We start from the raw sequence: 20,908 nt of genomic DNA, 5'->3' as shown, positions 1-20,908 counted from the left end.
ACCTTGGGGTCATTCGTCCTTGGGGATAGGTTCGAAGCGATAACCCATGCCGTGGACTGTGTGTATGTACGTGAATCGCGAGGGGTCCTCAATGCCCTGACGGAGACGCCGAATGTGCACGTCAATCGTCCTTGAGGTAGGCAACGCCTCGTAGCCCCACACTTCGGATGCAAGAAACTGTCTGGTCCTCAAGACCCCGGGATGGGAAGCGAGGGTAACAAGTAGCTGGAACTCTTTGAGCCTGAGCTTCACCGGAACACCCGCCACCGAGGCCTTGAGTTGGTTGGGCTCTATGGAAAGATCGCCGATGGCAATTGGTTCGTTGCTCAACACATCTTGTTCACGAGTGCGCCTCAGGTTTGCCCGGACTCTAGCCAACAGCTCTTGCATCGAGAACGGCTTGGTGATGTAGTCATCGGCGCCGGCATCGAGTCCTTTGATCTTGTCGGACTCTTGATCCAGCGCGGTCACGATGATGATGGGTGTGTGCTTGTTTATCTCCCGGAAGCTCTGGGCGAACACATATCCGTCAGCTCCGGGAAGCATCAAGTCAAGGAGTATGAGGTCGGGCTTGGATGTAGCAGCAACTTCAAGCGCCTGGAGGCCATTGGCACTCGACACCGTATTGAACCCTGCTCGGCGCAGAGCATATTCGACTGTCTGCCGGATGATGGGGTCGTCTTCCACCAGTAAGATAGTCGTCAATTCCTGACCTCCGCATCGATCGGTGTATCCAAGGAGGTATCATACGCATGCAATACGAACTTCAGACGGACTTTACATTCATTTTACATCTGTAGCGCGATATTTAACATCAATGCAACCTTTATTACAGATGATGCACCTAACATGGTCGATGTTGTTGGCGATATCCATTGCTTGATCAAACAGTCAGCGAGAGGAAGGGTGTCAATGAAGTTCGGCAAAATCATGATCACTGCGCTTGTAGCCGCACTGATCGCAATCAGCATGGGGCTAGTTGGATGTGCCGCACCCCAGCAGGATACGGGCGGCGATCAGGGTGGTGCTGGAGAGACACTCACCGGAACCATCAACATCCAGGGCTCAGATACGATGGTCAACCTCGCCCAGGCTTGGGCCGAGGAGTTCATGATCGCCAATCCGGACGTAGTCATCTCTGTCAAGGGCGGTGGCTCCGGAACGGGCATCTCGGCGTTGATAGGTGGCACGATCGACTTGGCGACCGCTTCGCGTGGAATGGATGAAGATGAGATCGCCCAAGCAAGTCAGAACAATGTCACCCCTGTTGAGCACCCAGTGGCTGTCGACGGACTGGCAGTCGTGGTCCATTCCGACAATCCTGTGACAGGACTCACGATGGCGCAGCTTGGGGCCATCTACAGAGGCGAGATCACGAACTGGAATGAGGTCGGCGGTCCCGACTTGGCTATCGTTCTTCTATCACGCGACAGCGCCTCCGGAACCTACGAGTACTTCAAGGAGGAAGTTGTAGCGGCTGAGGACGAGAATGCGGAGTTCGCCAAGGAAGCCATGTTGCTGCCTTCGAATCGCGCAATCGTCACAGAGGTAAGCCAGAATGCAGCCTCGATCGGGTACATCGGACTGGGCTACGCCACGGCAGAAACCAAGGTGCTCGAGCTTGACGGTGTCTTGGCAAGTATTGAAACAGCAAAGGATGAGAGTTATCCTCTCTCTCGTTACCTGTACATGTACAGCAATGGTGCTCCTAGTGGAGTCGTTCAGGCCTTCCTTGATTGGGTTGCGAGTGAGGCTGGCGATGCAGTAGTTTCAGACCAGGGCTTTGTTCCGATCCAATAGAGATTGAGATTGATGAAAAACCCCACAATTTCAAATGTGAGGCGTAACGACCGCCCGGGCTCATCCCGGGCGGTCGAACTGTTGATCAAATTTTTGATCACCGCCTCGGGATGGACCGCAATAATAGTTCTTGCTGCCATCGCCGTGTTCCTTTTCCTCAGTGGGATGCGTGCGATGCAGGAGGTTGGCGTACTCAACATGCTGTTCGGCGAAAGCTGGTTCCCGACCTCCAAGAATCAGCAGTTTGGATTCTTGCCAGCGATCACAGGCTCTCTTTGGGCGACCTTGGTAGCACTTTCGATATCCGTACCTCTCGGGATCATGTCGGCGGTGTTCATCTCGGAGTTCACAGGCAAACGGGTCAAGGAAATCGCTAAATCGATCATCGAGTTCATGGCCGCCATCCCTTCGGTGGTCCTAGGGCTGATCGGTCTTGCGATACTGGCTCCCTGGGTGCGGGAGACTTTTGGAACTGCAACAGGGCTCACAGCCATGACCGCCGGGATGATGGTTGGCTTCATGTGCCTCCCTACAATCATCTCGATTTCCGAGGATGCCCTCCATGCAGTCCCGAACGAGCTGCGTCAGGGCTCGGCCGCACTAGGGAATACCCGCTGGCAAACTACTTACAAGGTTGTAATCCCCGCGGCGTCGTCGGGCATCTTCGCCGCTGTCATGCTCGGCTTGGGTCGGGCTATCGGTGAGACGATGGTCGTCTTGATGCTGGCGGGAAATGCGGGCATCATACCGACCGACCCACTGGTCTCGGTAAGGACCCTGCCTGGCACCATCGCCAACGAGATGGGCGAGACGGTTCGGGGTGGCTTGCACTTCTCGGCACTGTTCTTCATGGGCTTTTTCTTGTTCGCAGTGACCTTCATTGTCAACCTTGCTGCAGACATCGTTCTTGAGCGTCAGCGAAGGAGATGGCGCCGATGAACGTCAGAACCAGGATAAAGCGCGCTCGCGCCAACGAGATGATCGCCAAGATCGTTCTTGGTGCGTGCGCCGTTCTCTCGCTTGGTGTGGCACTGCTCTTCGTAGGCTATATCTTCAGCAGGGGCATCGGCTTTGTGAGCCTCGAGTTCATTACCGAGCCTCCACGAAGGTTCATGACCGAGGGCGGGATTCTGCCCGCCATAGTGGGCACATTCCTTCTTACGCTGGGGACCGCTCTGTTCACCATTCCTATTGGAGTGATGGCGGGCATATACCTCGCCGAATACGCCCCTCGCACCAGAAGAACGAGGATCATCAGACTGGCGATCGCCAACATGGCTGGAGTTCCGTCGGTGGTCTACGGATTGTTCGGCCTAGCTCTGTTCGTGAGCGTATTCGGGTGGGGCCGGTCCGTACTGGCGGGTGCAGCAACTCTGGCGTGCCTGACTCTGCCCGTGATCATCACGGCAACCGAAGAGGCACTTCGGCAGATCCCAAGCGACTTGAGGCAGGCTTCGCTGGCGCTTGGTGCTACTAGGCTGAGAACGATTGGCCGGGTGGTGTTGCCAGCGGCAGCACCAGGGATTGTGACCGGCTCGATACTTGGGCTCTCTAGAGCTGCTGGGGAGACGGCACCAATCCTGTTAACAGCGGTGGCCTTCTTCGCCCCTATCGCCACATCCCCGATGTCGCAGACGATGGCGCTGCCGTATCATTTGTTCATCATGGCGACCCAAGCAACTAAAGATGCACCGCAGATGGTTTGGGGAACAGCACTGGTCTTGGTTGCTGGAATCAGCATATTGAATGTGATCATCGCCACTTGGCGATCGAATCAGAGGAGAAAGATGAGATGGTAAGCAATAATCTCGGCTCATTCGAGTTGACCGATGTCGCGGTCACCTACGGCACGGAGACGGCTGTTGCAGGTGTTTCCATGCACATACCGGCAGAATCCGTGACCGCCCTGATCGGCCCTTCCGGTTGCGGGAAGTCCACGCTGCTCAGGTGTCTCAACCGCATGAACGATGAGATCGGCAACGTGACTATCGAGGGCAAACTGCTACTCGATGGAGTCGACATTTATGATAGTCGAGCCGTCGATCCGGTGGAGCTCAGAAAGCGTGTAGGGCAGGTCTTTCAGAAGCCCAACCCCTTCCCGATGACCATCTACGACAATGTTGCTTACGGCCCGCGCACGCATGGCGTCAAGAAGAAGGCCGAACTGGATCAGATCGTCGAGGACTCACTGCGTAGGGCTGCACTGTGGAAGGAAGTCAAGGATCTGCTCAAGAAGCATGCGTTCGAGCTTTCCGGTGGCCAGCAGCAGAGACTGTGTATCGCAAGGGCTTTGGCGACCGATCCCGAGGTGCTCTTGATGGACGAACCAGCATCCTCTCTTGACCCAATCTCGACCCAGCAGATCGAGGATACTATCGCTACTCTCAAGGAATCGGTAACGATCGTCATCGTTACGCACAACATGCAGCAGGCGGCTCGCGTATCCGATCAAACCGCATTCATGCTTCGCGACAGCATGGAAAGACCGGCATCGCTAATCGAGATGGGCGAGACCCGGATGATGTTCACCAACCCTTCGGATAAGCGGACCGAAGAGTACATCACGGGTCGTTTCGGCTAAGAGCTGCAGAGAGCCACAGAGTCGACTCCATGGAACCCTCAGTAGCGAAGGTCATCGATCGCGGGACCCCAATCATTGCGGTAGCCCTTCACGCAGGAACATACATGCGTGAGGAGCTGCTCGGTCGAGTGCAGTTGCAGCGCAAAGAGCTTGCGTACGAAGAAGATCCCGGCACCGACCGCATCATGGACATCGGGTGCAGCACGATTACAGCAGCGCGATCTCGGTTCGAGGCCGATTTGAACCGAGATCGAAACCGCGCTATCTATCAGGGTCCTGAAGACTCTTGGGGGCTAGATCTATGGTCCGAGCCACTGGAGCCAGAGATAGTCGCCCGCTCTCTCGAGTACTATGATGCCTTCTATCGAGTCGCTCGCGAGTTGATCGAGCGGACCATAGATGCACACGGATACTGCGTAGTGTTCGATGTGCATTCGTATAACCACAGACGCAATGGCCCAATGGGAGACCCTGCCGAAATCGAGGGAAATCCCGAGGTGAATTTAGGAACTAGATCGGTCGATTCGGCAAGATGGGGCCATGTGGTTCAGGCCTTCAGTGAGGCAGTCGCATCGCTCGATCTCGACGTAAGGGAGAACGTCAAATTCATGGGCGGGCACTTCCCGACCTGGGTGAACGAAGGCTTTTCGGGAGCGGGATGCGCTCTGGCGATCGAATTCAAGAAGAACTACATGGATGAGTGGACTGGATTGACGGATGAGCTAGAGCTGGAGAGGCGACGACAGGCCCTGATAGCAGCTTCACATTCGATCACTCGTGCCGTGCATGCGCATAGCGGTAGCCGCTCGGTACGAACGAAGAAGGGATGAACGTGGATCGACTCAAGATCGGTTTCTTAGTCAATGATATCGAGACCGAACAAGCGGGATATACAACCACAAGGTTGGCCATGGCCGCAATCAACAGAGGTCATGAGGCCTGGGTGATGACCCCGGGAGATTTCGCCTACGATCCGGATGAGAAGATACGCGCTCGTGCTCGCCATGCGCCAAAGGACAAGTACAAGTCGGGCGAACCATACGTAGCAGGACTTCGATCGAGCAAAGCGAGGACCCGCAGGATCACAGTCGACGAACTCGATGTGCTGATGCTCAGGAACGACCCCGCACAAGATGTGGAAGAGGGCTGGAAGCAAAACGCCGGTGTCGACTTCGGCCGACTCGCTATGCGTAACGGGGTGATCGTCTTGAACGACCCCAATGGGCTTGGCAAGGCCATGAACAAGATGTACTTCCAGCAGTTCCCGGAGGAGGTCCGGCCCCGTACTTTGATTACGCGGGATCGTCATGAAATCAAGGAATTCGTCAAACAGGAGGATGGCCGAGCGATCATCAAGCCGTTGCAGGGATCGGGCGGCAAAGGAGTGTTTCTAGTCGACCATGCAACCACCCGGAATCTCAATCAGATGATCGACGCACTTACCCGGGACGGCTATGTGATCGTACAGGAGTATCTACCTGGCGCAGAAGAAGGCGACACTAGATTGTTCATGATGAACGGGCAGCCGTTGCGATACAAAGGCAAGTACGCAGCGTTTCGGCGCGTGAGGACCGGTGACGACATCCGTTCAAACGTCCATGCGGGAGGTGCAATCGCGCCAGCCGAGATCACTGAAGCGCACCTTAGGATCGCCGAGATCGTTCGGCCCAAACTTGTTGCCGATGGGATGTTCTTGGTCGGCCTCGATATCGTCGGAGACAAGCTGATGGAGGTCAACGTGTTCTCGCCGGGCGGACTCGGAAGCGCTCAGAAGTTCGAGAAGGTCAACTTCTCCAACGCGGTGATAGATGCACTTGAGCGCAAGACCGCATACATGACCTCTTACAAGCGCCGCTTCTCGAATGCCCAGATGGCTACCATGTAGGTTTCGGTCGTCCGGCCGCGCATGCTGTCGCAAATCTAACCGCGAGGCGCTATTCGGCGGATCGTAGCCAATCGAGGACCGCTGTCTCAACGGCCTCGTGCCCGGAGTCGACGACTGCGGTGAAGCGCTCCGGTGTCTCTTCAAGCCGCGCGAGCGAGTCGGGGATAGGAGCTATCGATGCCGAGGTCAGCTTCTGGACCGCTTTCAGCATACCGACACCGCCGAGGCGGGCATAGTCCTCGGGAAGCGGGGCGCTGTATGGTACCCCCAGGATGGCCTTGAGCACGCTGTCCCCGAACTTCGCCCACGCCGCTGTCGAAACGACCAGCATGGGGTTGTCGGACTTCTCGGCATGTGCGATGCGCCAAGCGACGGCGGTGTGGGGATCCATCAGATAGCCGGACTCGTCGAGCACCTCTTTGATCGTCAGAAGCGCAGAGTCGTTGTCGACCCAGCCGGCGCAGAAGTGCTCCTGCAGCTGGCTGAGGGTGTCCGGATCGACCTCGAAGCGTCCGTGGGTGCGTAGCGCCTCACTCCACTCGCGCACCCGCTCGGGACCGGCAAGGTGGTAGAGCAGCCTTTCGAGGTTGCTCGACACGAGGATATCCATCGAGGGTGAGGGCGTGGTCACGAAGTCCCTCTCGGCGATGTCGTAGATGCCAGTCTCGATGAAGTCGGCGAGCACCCGGTTCTCGTTGCTTGCGCACACAAGGCGTCCGATCGGGACTCCCATGAGCTTTGCGTAGTATGCCGCAAGGATGTTGCCGAAGTTCCCAGTCGGGACGCAGACGTCCATGGGTTGACCGGGATTGAGCGACCCTTCGGCGAGCAGATCGGCATAGGCGCTGATGTAGTAGACGATCTGTGGGGCCAACCTGCCGAAGTTGATCGAGTTCGCCGAGGACAACACGAAGCCATGCTCATCGGCGAGAATCGTGTTGAAGGGCGCGTCAGCGAAGGCATCCTTGATAGCGGTCTGACAGTCGTCGAAGTTGCCCCTGACCCCGAAGACGTTCACGTTCTCGCCTGTCTGCGTCACCATCTGTTTGCGTTGGATGTCGGATACACCCTGGTCAGGGTAGAAGACGGCGATCTTGATGTGCGCGCGGTCGGCGAATCCATCAAGGGCGGCCTTGCCGGTGTCGCCAGAGGTTGCGACCAGGATCAGGAAGTCATCGGTGGCTTGCCCGCGCTCCCGCATGGACTCCACGGATGCCGAGAAGAACAGCGGCATGCACTGCAGCGCCATGTCCTTGAACGCGCTGGTCGGGCCGTGCCAAAGCTCCAGCACGTGCATGCCCGAGCCAAGCGAGACGACCGGGGCGATGCGCTGGTCGCTCCACTGGGGACCATACGACCGCTGCATGAGGTCTTGTATCGTGGCTTCGTCGAGGTCCACACCGAGCAACTTGAAGACCTCGGCGGCGCGCTGCGAATAGGGCCACTCGGCGAATCGGGCGATCTGCTGGAGCGACAGACTCGGCAGCGAATCTGGCACGTAGAGGCCGCCGCTGGCTGCGATCCCCTTCACCACAGCAGCCGAGAAGGTCGGCATCGAGAGGTCGAGCCCGCGCGTATCCAGGTAACGTGTATGATGTCCCATGTGCGCATGGTACCTGAAACACCTCCAGAATGGGGATACCGAGTGAAATATGTTGTCATCATTCTCGACGGCGCCTCCGACCTTCCGCTTGAGGAGCTCGGTGGGCGAACATGCCTACAAGTCGCAGCGACGCCCAACCTGGACGCAATGGCCGCCGAAGGCATGATCGGCCTTGCTCGTACCGTTCCCGAGGGGGTCGAGCCGTCCTCCTCGGCAGCTTGTATGTCGATCCTGGGATACGATCCGCTCGCGGAATACATCGGCCGAGGAGCGATTGAAGCTGCCAGCATGGGAATCGAGTTGAGGCCCGATCAGGTCGCGCTCCGACTCAACCTGGTGGCGCTAGCTGATGACCGGATGGCGAGCTACTCTGGCGGACACATCCCAACCGCTCAGTCTCGTGAGGTGATCTCGGAGCTCGCGGCTGCACTCGACGACGACACTTTCCGCCTGTACCCCGGCGTGGCCTACCGTCATATCCTTGTGGTCACAGGTCATCCGGAGCTTGTCGATCTGGATTACACTCCGCCCCACGACATCCCCGACGAACTCGTAGCGCTGCATGTGCCCAGGGGCGATGGGGCCGCGCTGCTCCTCGACTACATGGAGCGGGCGCGGGCGGTCTTGTCGGCAGTGTCGGTGAACGCTGACAGGCGTAGCCGAGGAGAGCTGCCCGTGACCGATGTCTGGCCGTTCTGGCCGGGGATCCGGCCACTCGCAGTCACCTCGTTCGCCGAGCGACATGGGGTGTCCGCTGCGATGACCTCGGGTGTCGATCTCCTAGGGGGACTCGCAGCGCTGACATCGATCCGCAGGCTGCAGATCGACGGCGTCACCGATGGACCTGACAATGACTACGACGCTCAGGCCAAGGGGGCCATTGAAGCGCTCGGTGAGGGCGACCTAGTGGTCATCCACGTCGAGTCGCCCGACGAAGCCGGTCATGCTGGCGACCTGGCAGGCAAGATCGCCGCTATCGAGGCAATCGATGAGCGGGTCGTCGCGCGCGTTCGCGAGCTCGCAGCGACGCAGGACATCAGGGTCTTGGCGATGCCGGACCATGCCACGCCCATCACCCTGAGAGCCCACGTCGGGGATCCGGTTCCGTTCGTGATCTGGGGTCGGGGAGTGGATGCCAGTGGGATCGCTGGCTATGACGAAGTCGCCGCAAAGCAGTCGGGGCTGCTAGTGGATCCTGGGCGCAGGATCATGGACCTGCTCATCGGAAAACCCGCCGATTAAGCTCTCCGAAGTCAGATCTTGCCTGCCACCAGGCGGCCTAGGCTCGATGCAATCTCGATATCGGGCGGAGAGTACTCTCCCTTTGGCGTGGCGCCTCTGACCTCGAGCGTGCCTATCGTGCGAATCCCACTGGCGGCAAGGGTCGACCTGAGCTGGCGTATGGGGCCGTTCGTATAGCCGAAGAAGGTTGCTAGGAGCTGAGATGATCGGCACGCAGTGATGATTATCGCTCGCTTGGCAAGTTTCGCTGATCGAGTCTGAGGTGCTGCCGAACTCCCGATGCCCGGGAGACACATTTGATCCGAATTGAAATAGCCAGAGAGTCTGTCGAGAATCGCGTTAGTTGCATCACTGGCTTGCCGGGACGAGTCAGGAGTTCCGAATATGATGCCGTTGGCCTCGTTGATCAGCCGCGCGAGTTCTGGAAGGCCGTCTTGGATCTTACAGACGCCAGATGCGTGACACATGCAGCAGTGGGTGCAAGTTCTAATCTCAAGATCCCTGAGACTTACCCTAGAAACGGTGGCGCCAACTGATTCGGCAGCTAGTGCCGCTGCCTCGACGGACCTACTTACGGCCCCGAAATGTCTGCTCGCGTCGATTGCCACAATCTTCATCGGGCGACTCCCTTCGCTCATGTTGCATCAAAGAGGTCGGACTGTAAAGCCTGACCTTCGGCGACATCCAGAGAATCTATGCAATCATCCAACCAGTCGATCGAAGCACGGATCTGCGAGAGGCGCCCGAGCAGCACCATTCTTCTAAGGGCGTGTGCCCGTGTGCTGTGTCCTTGCCCCATACCCTCATGAGCCGATAGGCGGGATCGAAGCGTTTCAAGCTGGGATTGCATAAGCTCTCGACGCGCGGCAAGCACAGCGTAAAGATCCTCTTCCGGCACGTACTCGCCGAAGTTGAGCTGAAGCATGAGGGGGTCGCGGACTGTGGCGGGAGCAGAAGGGGTCGCTAGCCACGATGAGAGGGCTTTTCGGCCGGCAGGTGTCAGTGCGTACTCGCGGCGATCCGGGCGGTCCGATTGTCGGATCTTCCTGACGGACACCAAGCGCTTGGTTCGCAGCTTCTCCAGGGTTCGATATATCTGCGCTTGGTCAGCAGGCCAGAGAGGTGACGCCTTCGAGAACTCTCGTGTCTTCAGGTCGTATCCTGTCGAGCCCTTCTCGGCGAGGAAACCCATGATCGCATGCTCCAAAGACAACTTTTCACCCCGATTTGCGCATATATGTGAACACAACTATATGACATGTCCCATATAAATGCAAGCCTAAACCCAAGATCGAGGTTTGGTAAAAAAGCACAGGTAGGGGCGGTAGAAAGTACCATGAACCTGCACATGAGTGTTGGACAGACGTCAGATTATCTGAGCGCAGAAGAGATTCGAGGCGTATCCGCCCGCCGCCATCAGCTCGCGATACGTGCCGCTCTCAACAACACGGCCATCCTCTATCACGATTATCCTGTCGGCCCTTTTTACTGTGGACAGCCGATGGGCGATGACGATTGCGGTGCGCTCAGAGAAAACCTTGTCCAAGGCAACATGGATCTGGGTCTCGGTACGTGAGTCCATAGGAGCTGAGATGATCGGCACGCAGTGATGATTATCGCTCGCTTGGCAAGTTTCGCTGATCGAGTCTGAGGTGCTGCCGAACTCCCGATGCCCGGGAGACACATTTGATCCGAATTGAAATAGCCAGAGAGTCTGTCGAGAATCGCGTTAGTTGCATCACTGGCTTGCCGGGACGAGTCAGGAGTTCCGAATATGATGCCGTTGGCCTCGTTGATCAGCCGCGCGAGTTCTGGAAGGCCGTCTTGGATCTTACAGACGCCAGATGCGTGACACATGCAGCAGTGGGTGCAAGTTCTAATCTCAAGATCCCTGAGACTTACCCTAGAAACGGTGGCGCCAACTGATTCGGCAGCTAGTGCCGCTGCCTCGACGGACCTACTTACGGCCCCGAAATGTCTGCTCGCGTCGATTGCCACAATCTTCATCGGGCGACTCCCTTCGCTCATGTTGCATCAAAGAGGTCGGACTGTAAAGCCTGACCTTCGGCGACATCCAGAGAATCTATGCAATCATCCAACCAGTCGATCGAAGCACGGATCTGCGAGAGGCGCCCGAGCAGCACCATTCTTCTAAGGGCGTGTGCCCGTGTGCTGTGTCCTTGCCCCATACCCTCATGAGCCGATAGGCGGGATCGAAGCGTTTCAAGCTGGGATTGCATAAGCTCTCGACGCGCGGCAAGCACAGCGTAAAGATCCTCTTCCGGCACGTACTCGCCGAAGTTGAGCTGAAGCATGAGGGGGTCGCGGACTGTGGCGGGAGCAGAAGGGGTCGCTAGCCACGATGAGAGGGCTTTTCGGCCGGCAGGTGTCAGTGCGTACTCGCGGCGATCCGGGCGGTCCGATTGTCGGATCTTCCTGACGGACACCAAGCGCTTGGTTCGCAGCTTCTCCAGGGTTCGATATATCTGCGCTTGGTCAGCAGGCCAGAGAGGTGACGCCTTCGAGAACTCTCGTGTCTTCAGGTCGTATCCTGTCGAGCCCTTCTCGGCGAGGAAACCCATGATCGCATGCTCCAAAGACAACTTTTCACCCCGATTTGCGCATATATGTGAACACAACTATATGACATGTCCCATATAAATGCAAGCCTAAACCCAAGATCGAGGTTTGGTAAAAAAGCACAGGTAGGGGCGGTAGAAAGTACCATGAACCTGCACATGAGTGTTGGACAGACGTCAGATTATCTGAGCGCAGAAGAGATTCGAGGCGTATCCGCCCGCCGCCATCAGCTCGCGATACGTGCCGCTCTCAACAACACGGCCATCCTCTATCACGATTATCCTGTCGGCCCTTTTTACTGTGGACAGCCGATGGGCGATGACGATTGCGGTGCGCTCAGAGAAAACCTTGTCCAAGGCAACATGGATCTGGGTCTCGGTACGTGAGTCCACTGCTGAGGTGGCCTCGTCGAGAAGTAGGATGGAGGGATCCGAAAGCATCACTCTGGCTAGTGCGAGCAATTGCCGTTGACCACCGGAGAGCGTGAGTCCGCGTTCGCCAATCCGTGTATCGATACCTTCCGGCAGGCTTTCCAGAAGTACTGGGCCACCGACGTCGAGTAGAGTCGAGCGGATTTCATCGTCGGTCACGCCGCTCCGCGCATACCTGAGGTTGTCGGCCACGGTCCCAGTGAACAAAAAGGGTTCTTGCCCAACGACACCGAGAATCCTTCGCAAGGAAGGGGTGGTGACCTTGTGTATATCCACTCCATCGATAGTGATCTCGCCTGAGTCGGGCGCATACATCTTGGAGATGAGGTCCAGGATTGTGGACTTGCCCGCTCCGGTCATCCCCACCAGAGCCACGGTCTCGCCCGGAAGGACCTGGAAACTGACGTCGAACAGTACTTGGGGTCCTTCGGCATAGCCGAAGTTAACTTTGCTGAAACCCAAGGAACCCTGGGGGTCCATGAGGTCAACGGCGTCTGGAGGATCGGTCATCCCGGTCTGAGCATCCAAAAGGGTGAAGACGCGCTCGCTGCCAGCAATAGCCGACTGAGTTTCTCCCCAAAGAGTGGAGATCTGCGATATCGAGTTGAAGAACTGGCGTGCGTAGTTGAAGAACGCCACCACTACGCCCACAGTGATCACTCCTCCAGCAGCCAGCATTCCGCCATAGCCGGCCACCAGTACGGTCGCAATCGTTGATATCAGGGTCAGGGCAGGCTCGAAGGCTGACGAGATCGCCGAGGCGTTGATACTGGCATCCCTGTTTGCGGCGTTACGGGCATCGAATGCTTCGCTGCTAGCTCCAGACCTTGCGAACGACTGGGCGACCTTGATTCCCGCCAACTCTTCGGCAAGTAGTGCGCTTACGTTTCCGATTGCAACCTGGCGCTGCCGAAACACCCTCCGGGAGACCTTTCCGAACACCCATGCGGTTGCCATTAGGAACGGCAAGGCCAAGAGCGTGACCAATGCAAGACGGGCATCCACGATGAACATTGCGACGACCGTTGCAACCACAACGAGCATCGACCCGATCAGTCGGCGCAGGCCCTGGGACATGAATGAATTCACCGTCTCGATGTCGTTGACCAGTCGACTCATCAGGTCTCCTGCGGCCGAAGACTCGAAATACGCAACTGGGAGCACATGGAGCTTTGCGAATACTTCCTGCCGAAGAACGAAAAGAGCCCTCTGACCTGCATTTCCGAGGTGGATGATTTGGGCACGCTGAGCGAACCATCCTGCGATAGTGACCGCTGCAAGCAGTGCGATCGGTGCATTGAGGGCACTCACTTCGCCCGCACCTGCTGCTTGCCTGACCGCTTGGTCAACCACGTAGCCGATCAAGGCAGGAACCGCCGCAGCGGTTGCCGAGGAGACCAGCAGCCACACCACGGCAAAAATGACATTTCGACGATACTTGAGCACGTATTCGATCAGTCTGCGCACGCTCGCAAGCGCAGTAGCGGCGGCCACGCTTTCAACCGGAATCTGCGGACCCGTTCCGTGTGGGTGAGCCACTAACCATCACGCCCTTCGAGTCCACTCATCTCGCACTGACCGGGCGGGTCCTCGGACTCAGATCCTGGTGGGGCCGCCAGAATTTCGGCATAGGTGCAGTTCCTTTCGAGGAGCTCGAGGTGTGTGCCCTCATCGGCGATTCGTCCGTCCTCGATCAGTAGGACTTTGTCAGCTCGTGCCAGTGCCGAAGGGCGTTGGCCAATGATAATCGTGGTGCGGGTGCGCATCAGCTCGTCAAGATCCTCAATCAGTGCGCTTTCCGTCTGGGAATCCAGAGCCGAAGTCGAGTCGTCCATGATGAGGATCTTGGGATCAACAAGAAGCGCACGGGCGATGGAGATGCGTTGACGTTGACCGCCTGACAAGGTGACACCACGCTCACCGATGTGCGTCATGTAGCCTTCGGAAAGCGCCGAGATGAATCCGTGAGCTTGCGCCATCCGTGCGACCGCTTCGATTTGCTCCTGTGTGGCGTCGGGTCGTCCGTAGGAGATGTTGTCGCTTACCGTCCCGCTGAAAAGGACTGCGTCTTGCATGACCATCGCGATATGCCGCCGGAGGAAGTCGAGCTTGAGGGTGCGGGTGTCGTGTCCGTCGATCGCTACGACTCCTGCAACGGGATCGTAGTAGCGCGGGATGAGGTTGACCAGGCTGGTTTTGCCTGAGCCAGTGGAGCCGACAACGGCGACGGTCGTCTTGGTATCGATGGAGAAGGTCAGCTCCTTGAGGATGTCCCGCGTGTCGCCGGGATATCGCAATGTCACACCTTCGAAGGTGATGCGTCCCTGCAATTCGGGCAAGACAATCGCATCCTCTGCCTCGGCAACGTCGATCTTAGCGTCGAGGATCTCGAAGATGCGCTGAGCACCGGCACCAGCCCGCGCGATCTGCTGCGCACCGAAGCCGAGCATGAAGAGCGGCTGCAGCAACAGCACGAGGTAGGAAGTGAAAGCCACTAGTTCGCCGACGGTCAGCGTTCCTTCGACGATCATCGATGACCCAACCCAGGTGATCAGCACCACGCCGAAGGAGCCGACGCTGAAGAGTAGCGGGAAGGCATTCGCGATCGAGTTGCGGATCTGAAGGCCGGAATCGAGCAGGTCCTGGTTCGCTCGGCGGTATCGCTCGGTCTCGGTCTCCTCGGCGGTGAAGGTGCGGACTACACGGACACCCGAAATGTTCTCGCCAAAGATGCCGTTCAGGCGCGACAGCCTCTCTTGGAACGACCTGAACATCGGGCCGAGTCGGCCAACGAAGAGAAGCAGGATGAGCAAGGTCACGGGAATGACTGAAAGTGCGATCAATGCCAGCACCAGATTCATCGACAGCAGGATCGCCGCGGTGATGACAAGCATGAGAACGGCGCTGATCATCTGCACCATTCCACCGCCGATGAAATCTCGAACCAGATCGACATCGCTAGTGACCCGGGTCATTAGTTGGCCCGTCTGGACGCGATCGTAGTAGGAAAACGACAAACTCTGGAGTTTCGCGAATATCTCCTTGCGAAGGCCGAACGCTGCGCCGTGACTCACCCGGGCGGAAAGGTAGCCGTAAGCAAATCTGGCTAGGCCGGAGAGTACTGCTAGGGCAGTAAGCCAGCCCGCATTGCGCCAGATATGGTCGCTGTTTCCTCCAATGATTCCGTCGTCGATAAGTGTGCGTAGAACCTGCGGGGCGTAGAGCTCGGCGGCTATGCTGGCGACAATAGCGATAAGAGCCAGCAATGCGGTCGTCCGATATCCGCGTATGAACCTGATGATGCGTATGAGGGTGGAGACCATGGGGCTCCGAGTCCAAAGTTGACTGGCAGTGTTTGGGTGACACATAGATAGCATAAGCGACAGGACAAGAGAAACGGGACCCGGTTGAGGCGAGGTCCCGTTTCGAAGGGAGGGAGGGCTATTTTGGGTCTTACATGTTCTGACTCAGCTAGTGAGTACGCGCAAAATCCGGTCGAAGTCCTGCCTGTCGATGTCGCCAGCTCGAAGCCGCTTTCTGGCCACCGCAATCGCACCTTCGGCGGGAGAGTCGGCGAACGAGGGCTTGGCGGCGGCTTGGATGTCGGCGACGGTTTTGAGAGCGAGCAAGGCTAAGGCGACGAAGCCTGCCATCATCAGCACTGTCGGAACCGCGAACATCGTCACTGCAATCACCCCTTTCCTCGATTCGAGCTAAAAAGAGTATCGCCGACGGTTGGGCATTGGGCGTGGAGAAGTTGTGGAGACTTCGTGTAGTTTGTTGGCACGCGATGTGCTTTCAATACGGTACCAACGCTAGCGCTCGTACACCTCGCAGACAGCTGCGGTCCGGCCTAGGAACGAGATTCGTGTTATGGCTTCTAGAAAACTGAACTGCTGGGAGTATCAAGGCTGTGGTTTCGATGCAAGCCACAACGGCGAAACGGGCTCCTGCGCATGCCCTTCGGTGACCGAGTCGGTGCTAAACGGTGCGAACGGCGGGCTCAACGGCGGAAGATCGTGCTGGGTAATCGCTGGTACGATGTGCGACGGCGATGCGGCTGGCGACTTCGAGGAGAAGGCTCGGACCTGCCGAAAATGCGCCTTCATGCAACGTGTGGCTGTTGAAGAAGGACTTGACTTTGTCGACGGAGCCGATCTCGTGTCTATATACAAGAATGGGGATCGCGGCTAACAAGTTGGCATCGGCCGTGCACGTCGCTACAATCCCACTATGTCGAATCACTCCCACCCGAAAGCTGCCGTAACTGCCGATATCGCGCTTTTCGCCGGACCTACCACCCGCCGAACGGTACTGCTGGTTTGCCGTGCGCGTGACCCCTTCGCAGGACAGTGGGCGCTACCTGGCGGTTTCGTCGATCTGGGGGAGCCGGTTGAATCTGCGGCCAGACGTGAACTCGCCGAGGAGACCGGTCTTTCGTGGGAGGGCCCGCTGCAGATGGTAGGCGGCTATGGGGATCCAGGCCGTGATCCACGCGGCTGGACGGTGAGCGTCGTCTTTTCCGCGTTCTTCGGTGAGGATGCTCCCGAGGTTGTTGGCGGAGACGATGCAAGCTTGGCGCAGTGGCATCCAGTCGATGCTTTGCCGCCGTTGGCCTTCGATCATCAAACGATCGTCTCAGATGCGATCTCGGTATTGAGATCCAATGGTAAGTGGTAGTCTTTCCAGAATCCGAACCTATCGTTCTTCGCTACTGTAAGGGGTCATGATGCCGGATATCCGCAAGCGTTTGGGCCAGGAGCTGCTCGTGCTCGACGGGGCGCTTGGCACGATGCTGCAGCGATATGAGATACCCTCCGAGCAGTGCCCCGAGCAACTCAACATCCTTGCAGATGACTTGATAGCCGGAATTCATCGCGACTATGTACTAGCGGGTGCCGACTGCGTTGCCACCAACTCCTTCGGCGGAACGCGGGCCAAGCTCGACAAGTACGGTCTGGGTGACCAGGTCCACGAGCTCAATCTTGCGGCAGTGCGTATCGCGCGGGAGTCGGGCGTCAAGCACATCCTGGCGTCCGTCGGCCCGACGGGGCTACTCATCGAACCGCTCGGAGGCACCGCTTTCGAGCAAGTCTTCGAGCTTTTCGCCGAGCAGATCCGTGCGCTGGCAGCCGGGGGTCCGGACGCCATCCTGATCGAGACTATGACCGACATCGCCGAGGCTAGATGTGCGGTCCTGGCCGCGCGCAGCGTCTGTGACCTGCCGGTTTTTGCGACGTGCACGTTCGCGCTTTCGGGACGGATGGATGTTTCGGGAACCGACCCAGCTACAGCAGCGATCGTCTTGGAGGCCGCAGGCGCCGAGGCTGTCGGCATCAACTGTGGCCTTGGGCCTGCGCAGGTGCTTCCGCTGGTATCGCAGATGGCTTCGGCGACGAAGCTGCCGCTCATCGTGCAGCCCAACTCAGGTATCCCCCAGCTTGTGGACGGCAAGACGGTCTTCCCAGGCACACCAGACGAGATGGGCGAGTATGCCGCACGCTTCGTCGAAGCCGGTGCCGCGCTGGTGGGCTCGTGCTGCGGTTCGACCCCGGCGTTCACGGGTGCGATCGGCGATTTCGCGCGCCTCGTGCCGCTGGCACCCGCTCGCTCAGGGCTCGCGGGGACGTCGCTGGCCGGACCTCGGCGATCGGTGGTCCTCGGCCAAGGACGACCGCTCGCGGTCATCGGCGAGAGGATCAACCCGACGGGCAAACCCGACCTCGCAGAATCGTTGCGCCAGGGCTCGACCTCGCTCGTGCGGCAGTTCGCCGAGGAACAGGCAGAGGCCGGCGCGGACCTGCTTGATGTGAATGTCGGAGCCGCGGGTGTCGACGAGGTCGCGATGCTCAAGGAGGCGACCATCGCGCTGGCTGGCTCCTGCGACTTGCCGCTGGTGCTCGATACCACCGACGTCTCCGCACTCGAAGCGGCTTTGCGCGTGTACCCGGGCAAGGCCCTGGTGAACTCGGTCAACGGCACCCCCGAGTCGCTCGCAGGCGTGTTGCCGCTGGTCAGGAAGTACGGCGCCGCAGTCGTCGTGCTCGCACTCGACGAATCCGGGATCCCCGAGACAGAGCGCGGCAGGCTCGAAGTCGTCGCGCGCATCCAGGCAGAGGCGACGCGCGCCGGTATCGCGACCGCCGACCTCGTCGTGGACTCGCTGGTGATGACATCGGCGATCGATCCAGACGCCCCCAGGATCACGGTCGGCACACTCCACTCGCTGAAGGAGCAGGGACTGACGACGGTCCTCGGAATCAGCAACGTAAGCCACGGACTGCCGATGAGGCCGGCCCTGAACGCCGCCTTCATCGGCGTTGCCGCGGCCGCAGGGCTCGACGCCGTGATCGCCAACCCGGCCGACGCGGTCGTCGCAGAAGCCATCAAGCTCGCCGATTCGGCGCGCGCCAAAGGCGTCGACGCGACGGCGCACGGCGCCGCTTGGGACGCCTGGGACGCAGTGTATCGCGAGGCTGTGACATTCGCCGACGAGGGCGTGAAGTCGCAGCCAGCCGCCGATACTCAACCTGCGTCCGGCCGCAACGCTCACGAAGCCGCCCTTCACCCGGCATTACCGGAGCTCCTGGCTGCCGCGATCAGGCGCGGGGATGCACCCGGGTCTCGGGACCTCGTCGATGCGCTCGTGGCCGCAGGTACCGGGCCAGAGCAGGTCATCCCCGAGATACTCGCCCCAGCGATCGAGGGCCTCGGCGAGAGATTCGGGCGTGGCGAGGTGTTCCTGCCGCAGCTCATAGTCGCAGCCGAGGCGATGAAGGCCGCCGTGGCGCAGGTGAAGGCGCACCTCCCCGCAGGCGATATGGAGCCACAAGGCACCGTGGTGTTCGCTACCGTGAAGGGCGACATCCACTCGATTGGCAAGGACATATGTGTATCTTTGCTCGAGAGTCAGGGCTTCGAGGTCCAGGACCTCGGGGTCGACATCGAGCCTACTCAAGTGCTTGATGCGGTCCTGGCGAGCGGGCCGCAGGTCGTCTGCCTCTCGGCATTGATGACCACTACGCTTCCGGCGATGGCCGAGACCGTTGCGCTGCTTGCAGAGCATCGCCCGTCGCTGCCCGTCATGGTGGGTGGCGCGGTCGTGACCGCCGAATGGGCGGCTAGCATCGGCGCCGGATACTCCGATGATGCGCCTGGCTGTGTGTCGGCCGTCCGGGTGGCAATAGCCTCCTTAGCGGGGGGAGGTGCTGGCGAATGATCGTCACGCGACCTCGCGAGTGGGGCATGCTCATGGGCGTGCTCGAGGATATCGGTGCGCGCAGGGTTTTCCTTGTTGGTTGCGGACAGTGCGCCACTGTGGGCAAGACCGGCGGCGAGGAAGAGGTCGCCCAGGCTGCACAGAGGCTCGAGACCGAGGGCATGCAGGTCACCGGCTCGATGATCGGCGAGTCCTCGTGCCACCAGGCGAACATGGGAGTCCGACTCCGCGAGCGCAAAGCCGAGCTGGACTCGGCCGACGCCGTCATCGTGTTCGCTTGCGGCGCAGGCACCCAGACTATCGCAGAGCTGACCGGCCTGCCGGTCTTGCCCGGCGCCGAATCGGTCTTCCTGGGCAACGTGATCCGACAGGGCCGTTTCGAGGAGCGCTGCCAGATGTGCGGCGATTGCGTTCTCGACACCACGGCGGGGATCTGCCCCGTCACCACGTGCCCGAAGGGTCTCCTCAACGGGCCATGCGGAGGGATGTGGGATGGCAAGTGCGAGGTACTTGCCGAGAAGGAGTGCGTGCACGTGCGGATCGTGCAGCGACTCGCCTCGCAGGGCAGGGCTCAGGGCGACACGATGTCGCCCAAGGACCACTCGGCGAAGCAGAGGCCGGGTGCGGTCGACCTGCGTGCAGAGCGATCGCGGCGCTCGCAGGCTGAGGGCGGTCCCGCATGAGCAGACTCAGAACCGCACTCGAGGCCGGGGAGTTCGTGATTACGGGTGAGCTGTCGCCGCCGCTTGGCACGGACGTCGCAGCCATGCGCAAAAGCGTCGATCTGCTCGGCAGCGCGTGTCACGCCATCAACGTCACCGACAACCAGGGCGCGACTCTGCACATGTCATCGCTGGGCGCATCGAAGTTCGTCCTCGATGCTGGGTTCGAGCCGATCTTCCAGCAGACCTGCCGGGACCGCAACAGGCTCGCACTCCAATCCGACCTGCTGGCGGCGTGGGCACTCGGGCTCGAGAACCTGCTCATCGTCACAGGCGACGACCCACGGGCGGGCGACCATCCGCAGGCCAAGGGCGTGTTCGACCTCGATTCGACGCAGCTCATACATATAGCTGCCCAGATGAACGCAGGCACCGATATGCTCGGAAGGCCGCTTGTCGGCGGTACAGGTTTCTTCATCGGCGCTGCGGCTTTCCCTGAGGCTGAGCCTTACGATGTCCAGATGCTTCGCGCGAGTCGCAAGATTGCGGCGGGCGCGAGCTACTTCCAGACGCAGGCGATCTTCGACCTGGACAAGCTGGAGCGAGCCACGCAGGCCCTGCGCGCCGAAGGGGCGTGGGTCATCGCGGGGATCCTCCTGCTCAAGAGCCCGCGGGTCGTCGATTTCGTGAACAACAAGCTCGCGGGACTGATGATCCCGCCACACATCGAGCAGCGCATAAAGACCGCCGAGGACCCTCTTGCCGAAGGCCTTGCGCTAGCGGCAGAGCAGGTGGTGGCTTGTCGGGATATCTGCGACGGCGTCCACATCATGCCACTCGGTCTCGATGAGGCTGTGGCCCGGATCGTCGGCAACCAGTGAACGAGCGTGAGCGAAACACCGCGC

The 20,908-nt window shown here is 59.4% G+C and carries 21 protein-coding genes; 12 read left to right on the top strand and 9 right to left on the bottom strand.

The window, feature by feature from the left end; genetic code table 11:
* Positions 1–9: 9 nt before the first annotated feature.
* Positions 10–705, bottom strand: coding sequence for a response regulator transcription factor (locus M1617_02265; GenBank protein MCL5887113.1), 696 nt, complete (start codon positions 703–705; stop codon positions 10–12).
* Between the two features lie 207 nt (positions 706–912).
* Here M1617_02265 and M1617_02260 point away from each other — a divergent pair, with 207 nt between their 5' ends.
* The 6 genes from M1617_02260 to M1617_02235 are packed head-to-tail and all read left to right on the top strand — an operon-like array spanning position 913 to position 6,266.
* Positions 913–1,800: a phosphate ABC transporter substrate-binding protein gene (locus M1617_02260; GenBank protein MCL5887112.1), complete on the top strand. Its 888-nt coding sequence runs from the start codon at positions 913–915 to the stop codon at positions 1,798–1,800.
* A gap of 12 nt (positions 1,801–1,812) precedes the next feature.
* Complete coding sequence (pstC, locus tag M1617_02255; GenBank protein MCL5887111.1) at positions 1,813–2,739, top strand: phosphate ABC transporter permease subunit PstC; 927 nt, start codon at positions 1,813–1,815, stop codon at positions 2,737–2,739.
* The gene (gene pstA, locus M1617_02250) at positions 2,736–3,599 is read left to right on the top strand and encodes a phosphate ABC transporter permease PstA (protein ID MCL5887110.1); all 864 of its coding nucleotides are present in this window, start codon (positions 2,736–2,738) and stop codon (positions 3,597–3,599) included. Before pstC ends, pstA begins: the two co-directional genes overlap by 4 nt.
* The gene (gene pstB, locus M1617_02245; protein MCL5887109.1) at positions 3,593–4,381 is read left to right on the top strand and encodes a phosphate ABC transporter ATP-binding protein PstB; all 789 of its coding nucleotides are present in this window, start codon (positions 3,593–3,595) and stop codon (positions 4,379–4,381) included. Before pstA ends, pstB begins: the two co-directional genes overlap by 7 nt.
* Positions 4,382–4,410: 29 nt before the next feature.
* Positions 4,411–5,211, top strand: a complete 801-nt coding sequence (locus tag M1617_02240) for an N-formylglutamate amidohydrolase (protein MCL5887108.1) — start codon at positions 4,411–4,413, stop codon at positions 5,209–5,211.
* Positions 5,208–6,266, top strand: a complete 1,059-nt coding sequence (locus M1617_02235) for a glutathione synthase (GenBank protein MCL5887107.1) — start codon at positions 5,208–5,210, stop codon at positions 6,264–6,266. The genes M1617_02240 and M1617_02235 overlap by 4 nt, the downstream gene beginning before the upstream one ends.
* A gap of 49 nt (positions 6,267–6,315) precedes the next feature.
* Here M1617_02235 and thrC read toward each other — a convergent pair whose 3' ends face one another.
* Positions 6,316–7,869, bottom strand: coding sequence for a threonine synthase (gene thrC / locus M1617_02230; GenBank protein ID MCL5887106.1), 1,554 nt, complete (start codon positions 7,867–7,869; stop codon positions 6,316–6,318).
* 42 nt (positions 7,870–7,911) lie between these two features.
* On the opposite strand from thrC, the gene M1617_02225 reads away from it, so the two are divergent.
* Positions 7,912–9,111: a cofactor-independent phosphoglycerate mutase gene (locus tag M1617_02225; protein MCL5887105.1), complete on the top strand. Its 1,200-nt coding sequence runs from the start codon at positions 7,912–7,914 to the stop codon at positions 9,109–9,111.
* Positions 9,112–9,122: 11 nt separating this feature from the next.
* Here the strand turns inward: M1617_02225 and M1617_02220 are convergent, their stop codons facing one another.
* The 7 genes from M1617_02220 to M1617_02190 form a co-directional block, all read right to left on the bottom strand.
* Positions 9,123–9,728: a flavodoxin family protein gene (locus M1617_02220; protein ID MCL5887104.1), complete on the bottom strand. Its 606-nt coding sequence runs from the start codon at positions 9,726–9,728 to the stop codon at positions 9,123–9,125.
* A gap of 17 nt (positions 9,729–9,745) precedes the next feature.
* A complete protein-coding gene (locus M1617_02215) occupies positions 9,746–10,324 on the bottom strand; it encodes a PadR family transcriptional regulator (protein ID MCL5887103.1) in 579 nt (192 codons plus the stop codon).
* A 153-nt stretch (positions 10,325–10,477) separates the two neighbouring features.
* A complete protein-coding gene (locus M1617_02210; GenBank protein ID MCL5887102.1) occupies positions 10,478–10,714 on the bottom strand; it encodes an ABC transporter permease in 237 nt (78 codons plus the stop codon).
* A gap of 421 nt (positions 10,715–11,135) precedes the next feature.
* Positions 11,136–11,714, bottom strand: coding sequence for a PadR family transcriptional regulator (locus M1617_02205; protein ID MCL5887101.1), 579 nt, complete (start codon positions 11,712–11,714; stop codon positions 11,136–11,138).
* Between the two features lie 153 nt (positions 11,715–11,867).
* On the bottom strand, positions 11,868–13,661 hold the full coding sequence (locus M1617_02200) for an ABC transporter ATP-binding protein/permease (GenBank protein ID MCL5887100.1): 1,794 nt from the start codon (positions 13,659–13,661) through the stop codon (positions 11,868–11,870).
* On the bottom strand, positions 13,661–15,445 hold the full coding sequence (locus M1617_02195) for an ABC transporter ATP-binding protein/permease (protein ID MCL5887099.1): 1,785 nt from the start codon (positions 15,443–15,445) through the stop codon (positions 13,661–13,663). Before M1617_02195 ends, M1617_02200 begins: the two co-directional genes overlap by 1 nt.
* Positions 15,446–15,589: 144 nt before the next feature.
* Positions 15,590–15,817 carry a hypothetical protein gene (locus M1617_02190; GenBank protein ID MCL5887098.1) on the bottom strand — a complete coding sequence of 76 codons (228 nt, stop codon included), beginning with the start codon at positions 15,815–15,817 and terminating at the stop codon, positions 15,590–15,592.
* A 178-nt stretch (positions 15,818–15,995) separates the two neighbouring features.
* Here M1617_02190 and M1617_02185 point away from each other — a divergent pair, with 178 nt between their 5' ends.
* The 5 genes from M1617_02185 to M1617_02165 are packed head-to-tail and all read left to right on the top strand — an operon-like array spanning position 15,996 to position 20,884.
* Positions 15,996–16,316, top strand: coding sequence for a hypothetical protein (locus M1617_02185; GenBank protein ID MCL5887097.1), 321 nt, complete (start codon positions 15,996–15,998; stop codon positions 16,314–16,316).
* Positions 16,317–16,355: 39 nt separating this feature from the next.
* Positions 16,356–16,802, top strand: a complete 447-nt coding sequence (locus M1617_02180; protein MCL5887096.1) for an NUDIX hydrolase — start codon at positions 16,356–16,358, stop codon at positions 16,800–16,802.
* Between the two features lie 46 nt (positions 16,803–16,848).
* Positions 16,849–19,341: a homocysteine S-methyltransferase family protein gene (locus M1617_02175; protein MCL5887095.1), complete on the top strand. Its 2,493-nt coding sequence runs from the start codon at positions 16,849–16,851 to the stop codon at positions 19,339–19,341.
* Positions 19,338–20,024, top strand: coding sequence for a methylenetetrahydrofolate reductase C-terminal domain-containing protein (locus M1617_02170; GenBank protein MCL5887094.1), 687 nt, complete (start codon positions 19,338–19,340; stop codon positions 20,022–20,024). Before M1617_02175 ends, M1617_02170 begins: the two co-directional genes overlap by 4 nt.
* The gene (locus tag M1617_02165) at positions 20,021–20,884 is read left to right on the top strand and encodes a methylenetetrahydrofolate reductase (GenBank protein ID MCL5887093.1); all 864 of its coding nucleotides are present in this window, start codon (positions 20,021–20,023) and stop codon (positions 20,882–20,884) included. Before M1617_02170 ends, M1617_02165 begins: the two co-directional genes overlap by 4 nt.
* The last annotated feature ends 24 nt before the right edge of the window (positions 20,885–20,908 follow it).

The organism is Actinomycetota bacterium (assembly GCA_023488435.1).
Classification (GTDB): domain Bacteria; phylum Actinomycetota; class Coriobacteriia; order Anaerosomatales; family UBA912; genus UBA912.
Note: the sequence above shows the minus strand (reverse complement) of the source record. Positions and strands in the feature narration are given on the sequence as shown.

Bases quoted from the DNA above. Each gene is read 5' to 3' on its own strand.
- M1617_02260 (MCL5887112.1), top strand. From the start codon at position 913: ATGAAGTTCGGCAAAATCATGATCACTGCGCTTGTAGCCGCACTGATC.
- pstC (MCL5887111.1), top strand. From the start codon at position 1,813: ATGAAAAACCCCACAATTTCAAATGTGAGGCGTAACGACCGCCCGGGC.
- pstA (MCL5887110.1), top strand. From the start codon at position 2,736: ATGAACGTCAGAACCAGGATAAAGCGCGCTCGCGCCAACGAGATGATC.
- pstB (MCL5887109.1), top strand. From the start codon at position 3,593: ATGGTAAGCAATAATCTCGGCTCATTCGAGTTGACCGATGTCGCGGTC.
- M1617_02240 (MCL5887108.1), top strand. From the start codon at position 4,411: ATGGAACCCTCAGTAGCGAAGGTCATCGATCGCGGGACCCCAATCATT.
- M1617_02235 (MCL5887107.1), top strand. From the start codon at position 5,208: ATGAACGTGGATCGACTCAAGATCGGTTTCTTAGTCAATGATATCGAG.
- thrC (MCL5887106.1), bottom strand. From the start codon at position 7,869: ATGGGACATCATACACGTTACCTGGATACGCGCGGGCTCGACCTCTCG.
- M1617_02220 (MCL5887104.1), bottom strand. From the start codon at position 9,728: ATGAAGATTGTGGCAATCGACGCGAGCAGACATTTCGGGGCCGTAAGT.
- M1617_02195 (MCL5887099.1), bottom strand. From the start codon at position 15,445: ATGGTCTCCACCCTCATACGCATCATCAGGTTCATACGCGGATATCGG.
- M1617_02185 (MCL5887097.1), top strand. From the start codon at position 15,996: ATGGCTTCTAGAAAACTGAACTGCTGGGAGTATCAAGGCTGTGGTTTC.
- M1617_02180 (MCL5887096.1), top strand. From the start codon at position 16,356: ATGTCGAATCACTCCCACCCGAAAGCTGCCGTAACTGCCGATATCGCG.
- M1617_02175 (MCL5887095.1), top strand. From the start codon at position 16,849: ATGATGCCGGATATCCGCAAGCGTTTGGGCCAGGAGCTGCTCGTGCTC.
- M1617_02170 (MCL5887094.1), top strand. From the start codon at position 19,338: ATGATCGTCACGCGACCTCGCGAGTGGGGCATGCTCATGGGCGTGCTC.
- M1617_02165 (MCL5887093.1), top strand. From the start codon at position 20,021: ATGAGCAGACTCAGAACCGCACTCGAGGCCGGGGAGTTCGTGATTACG.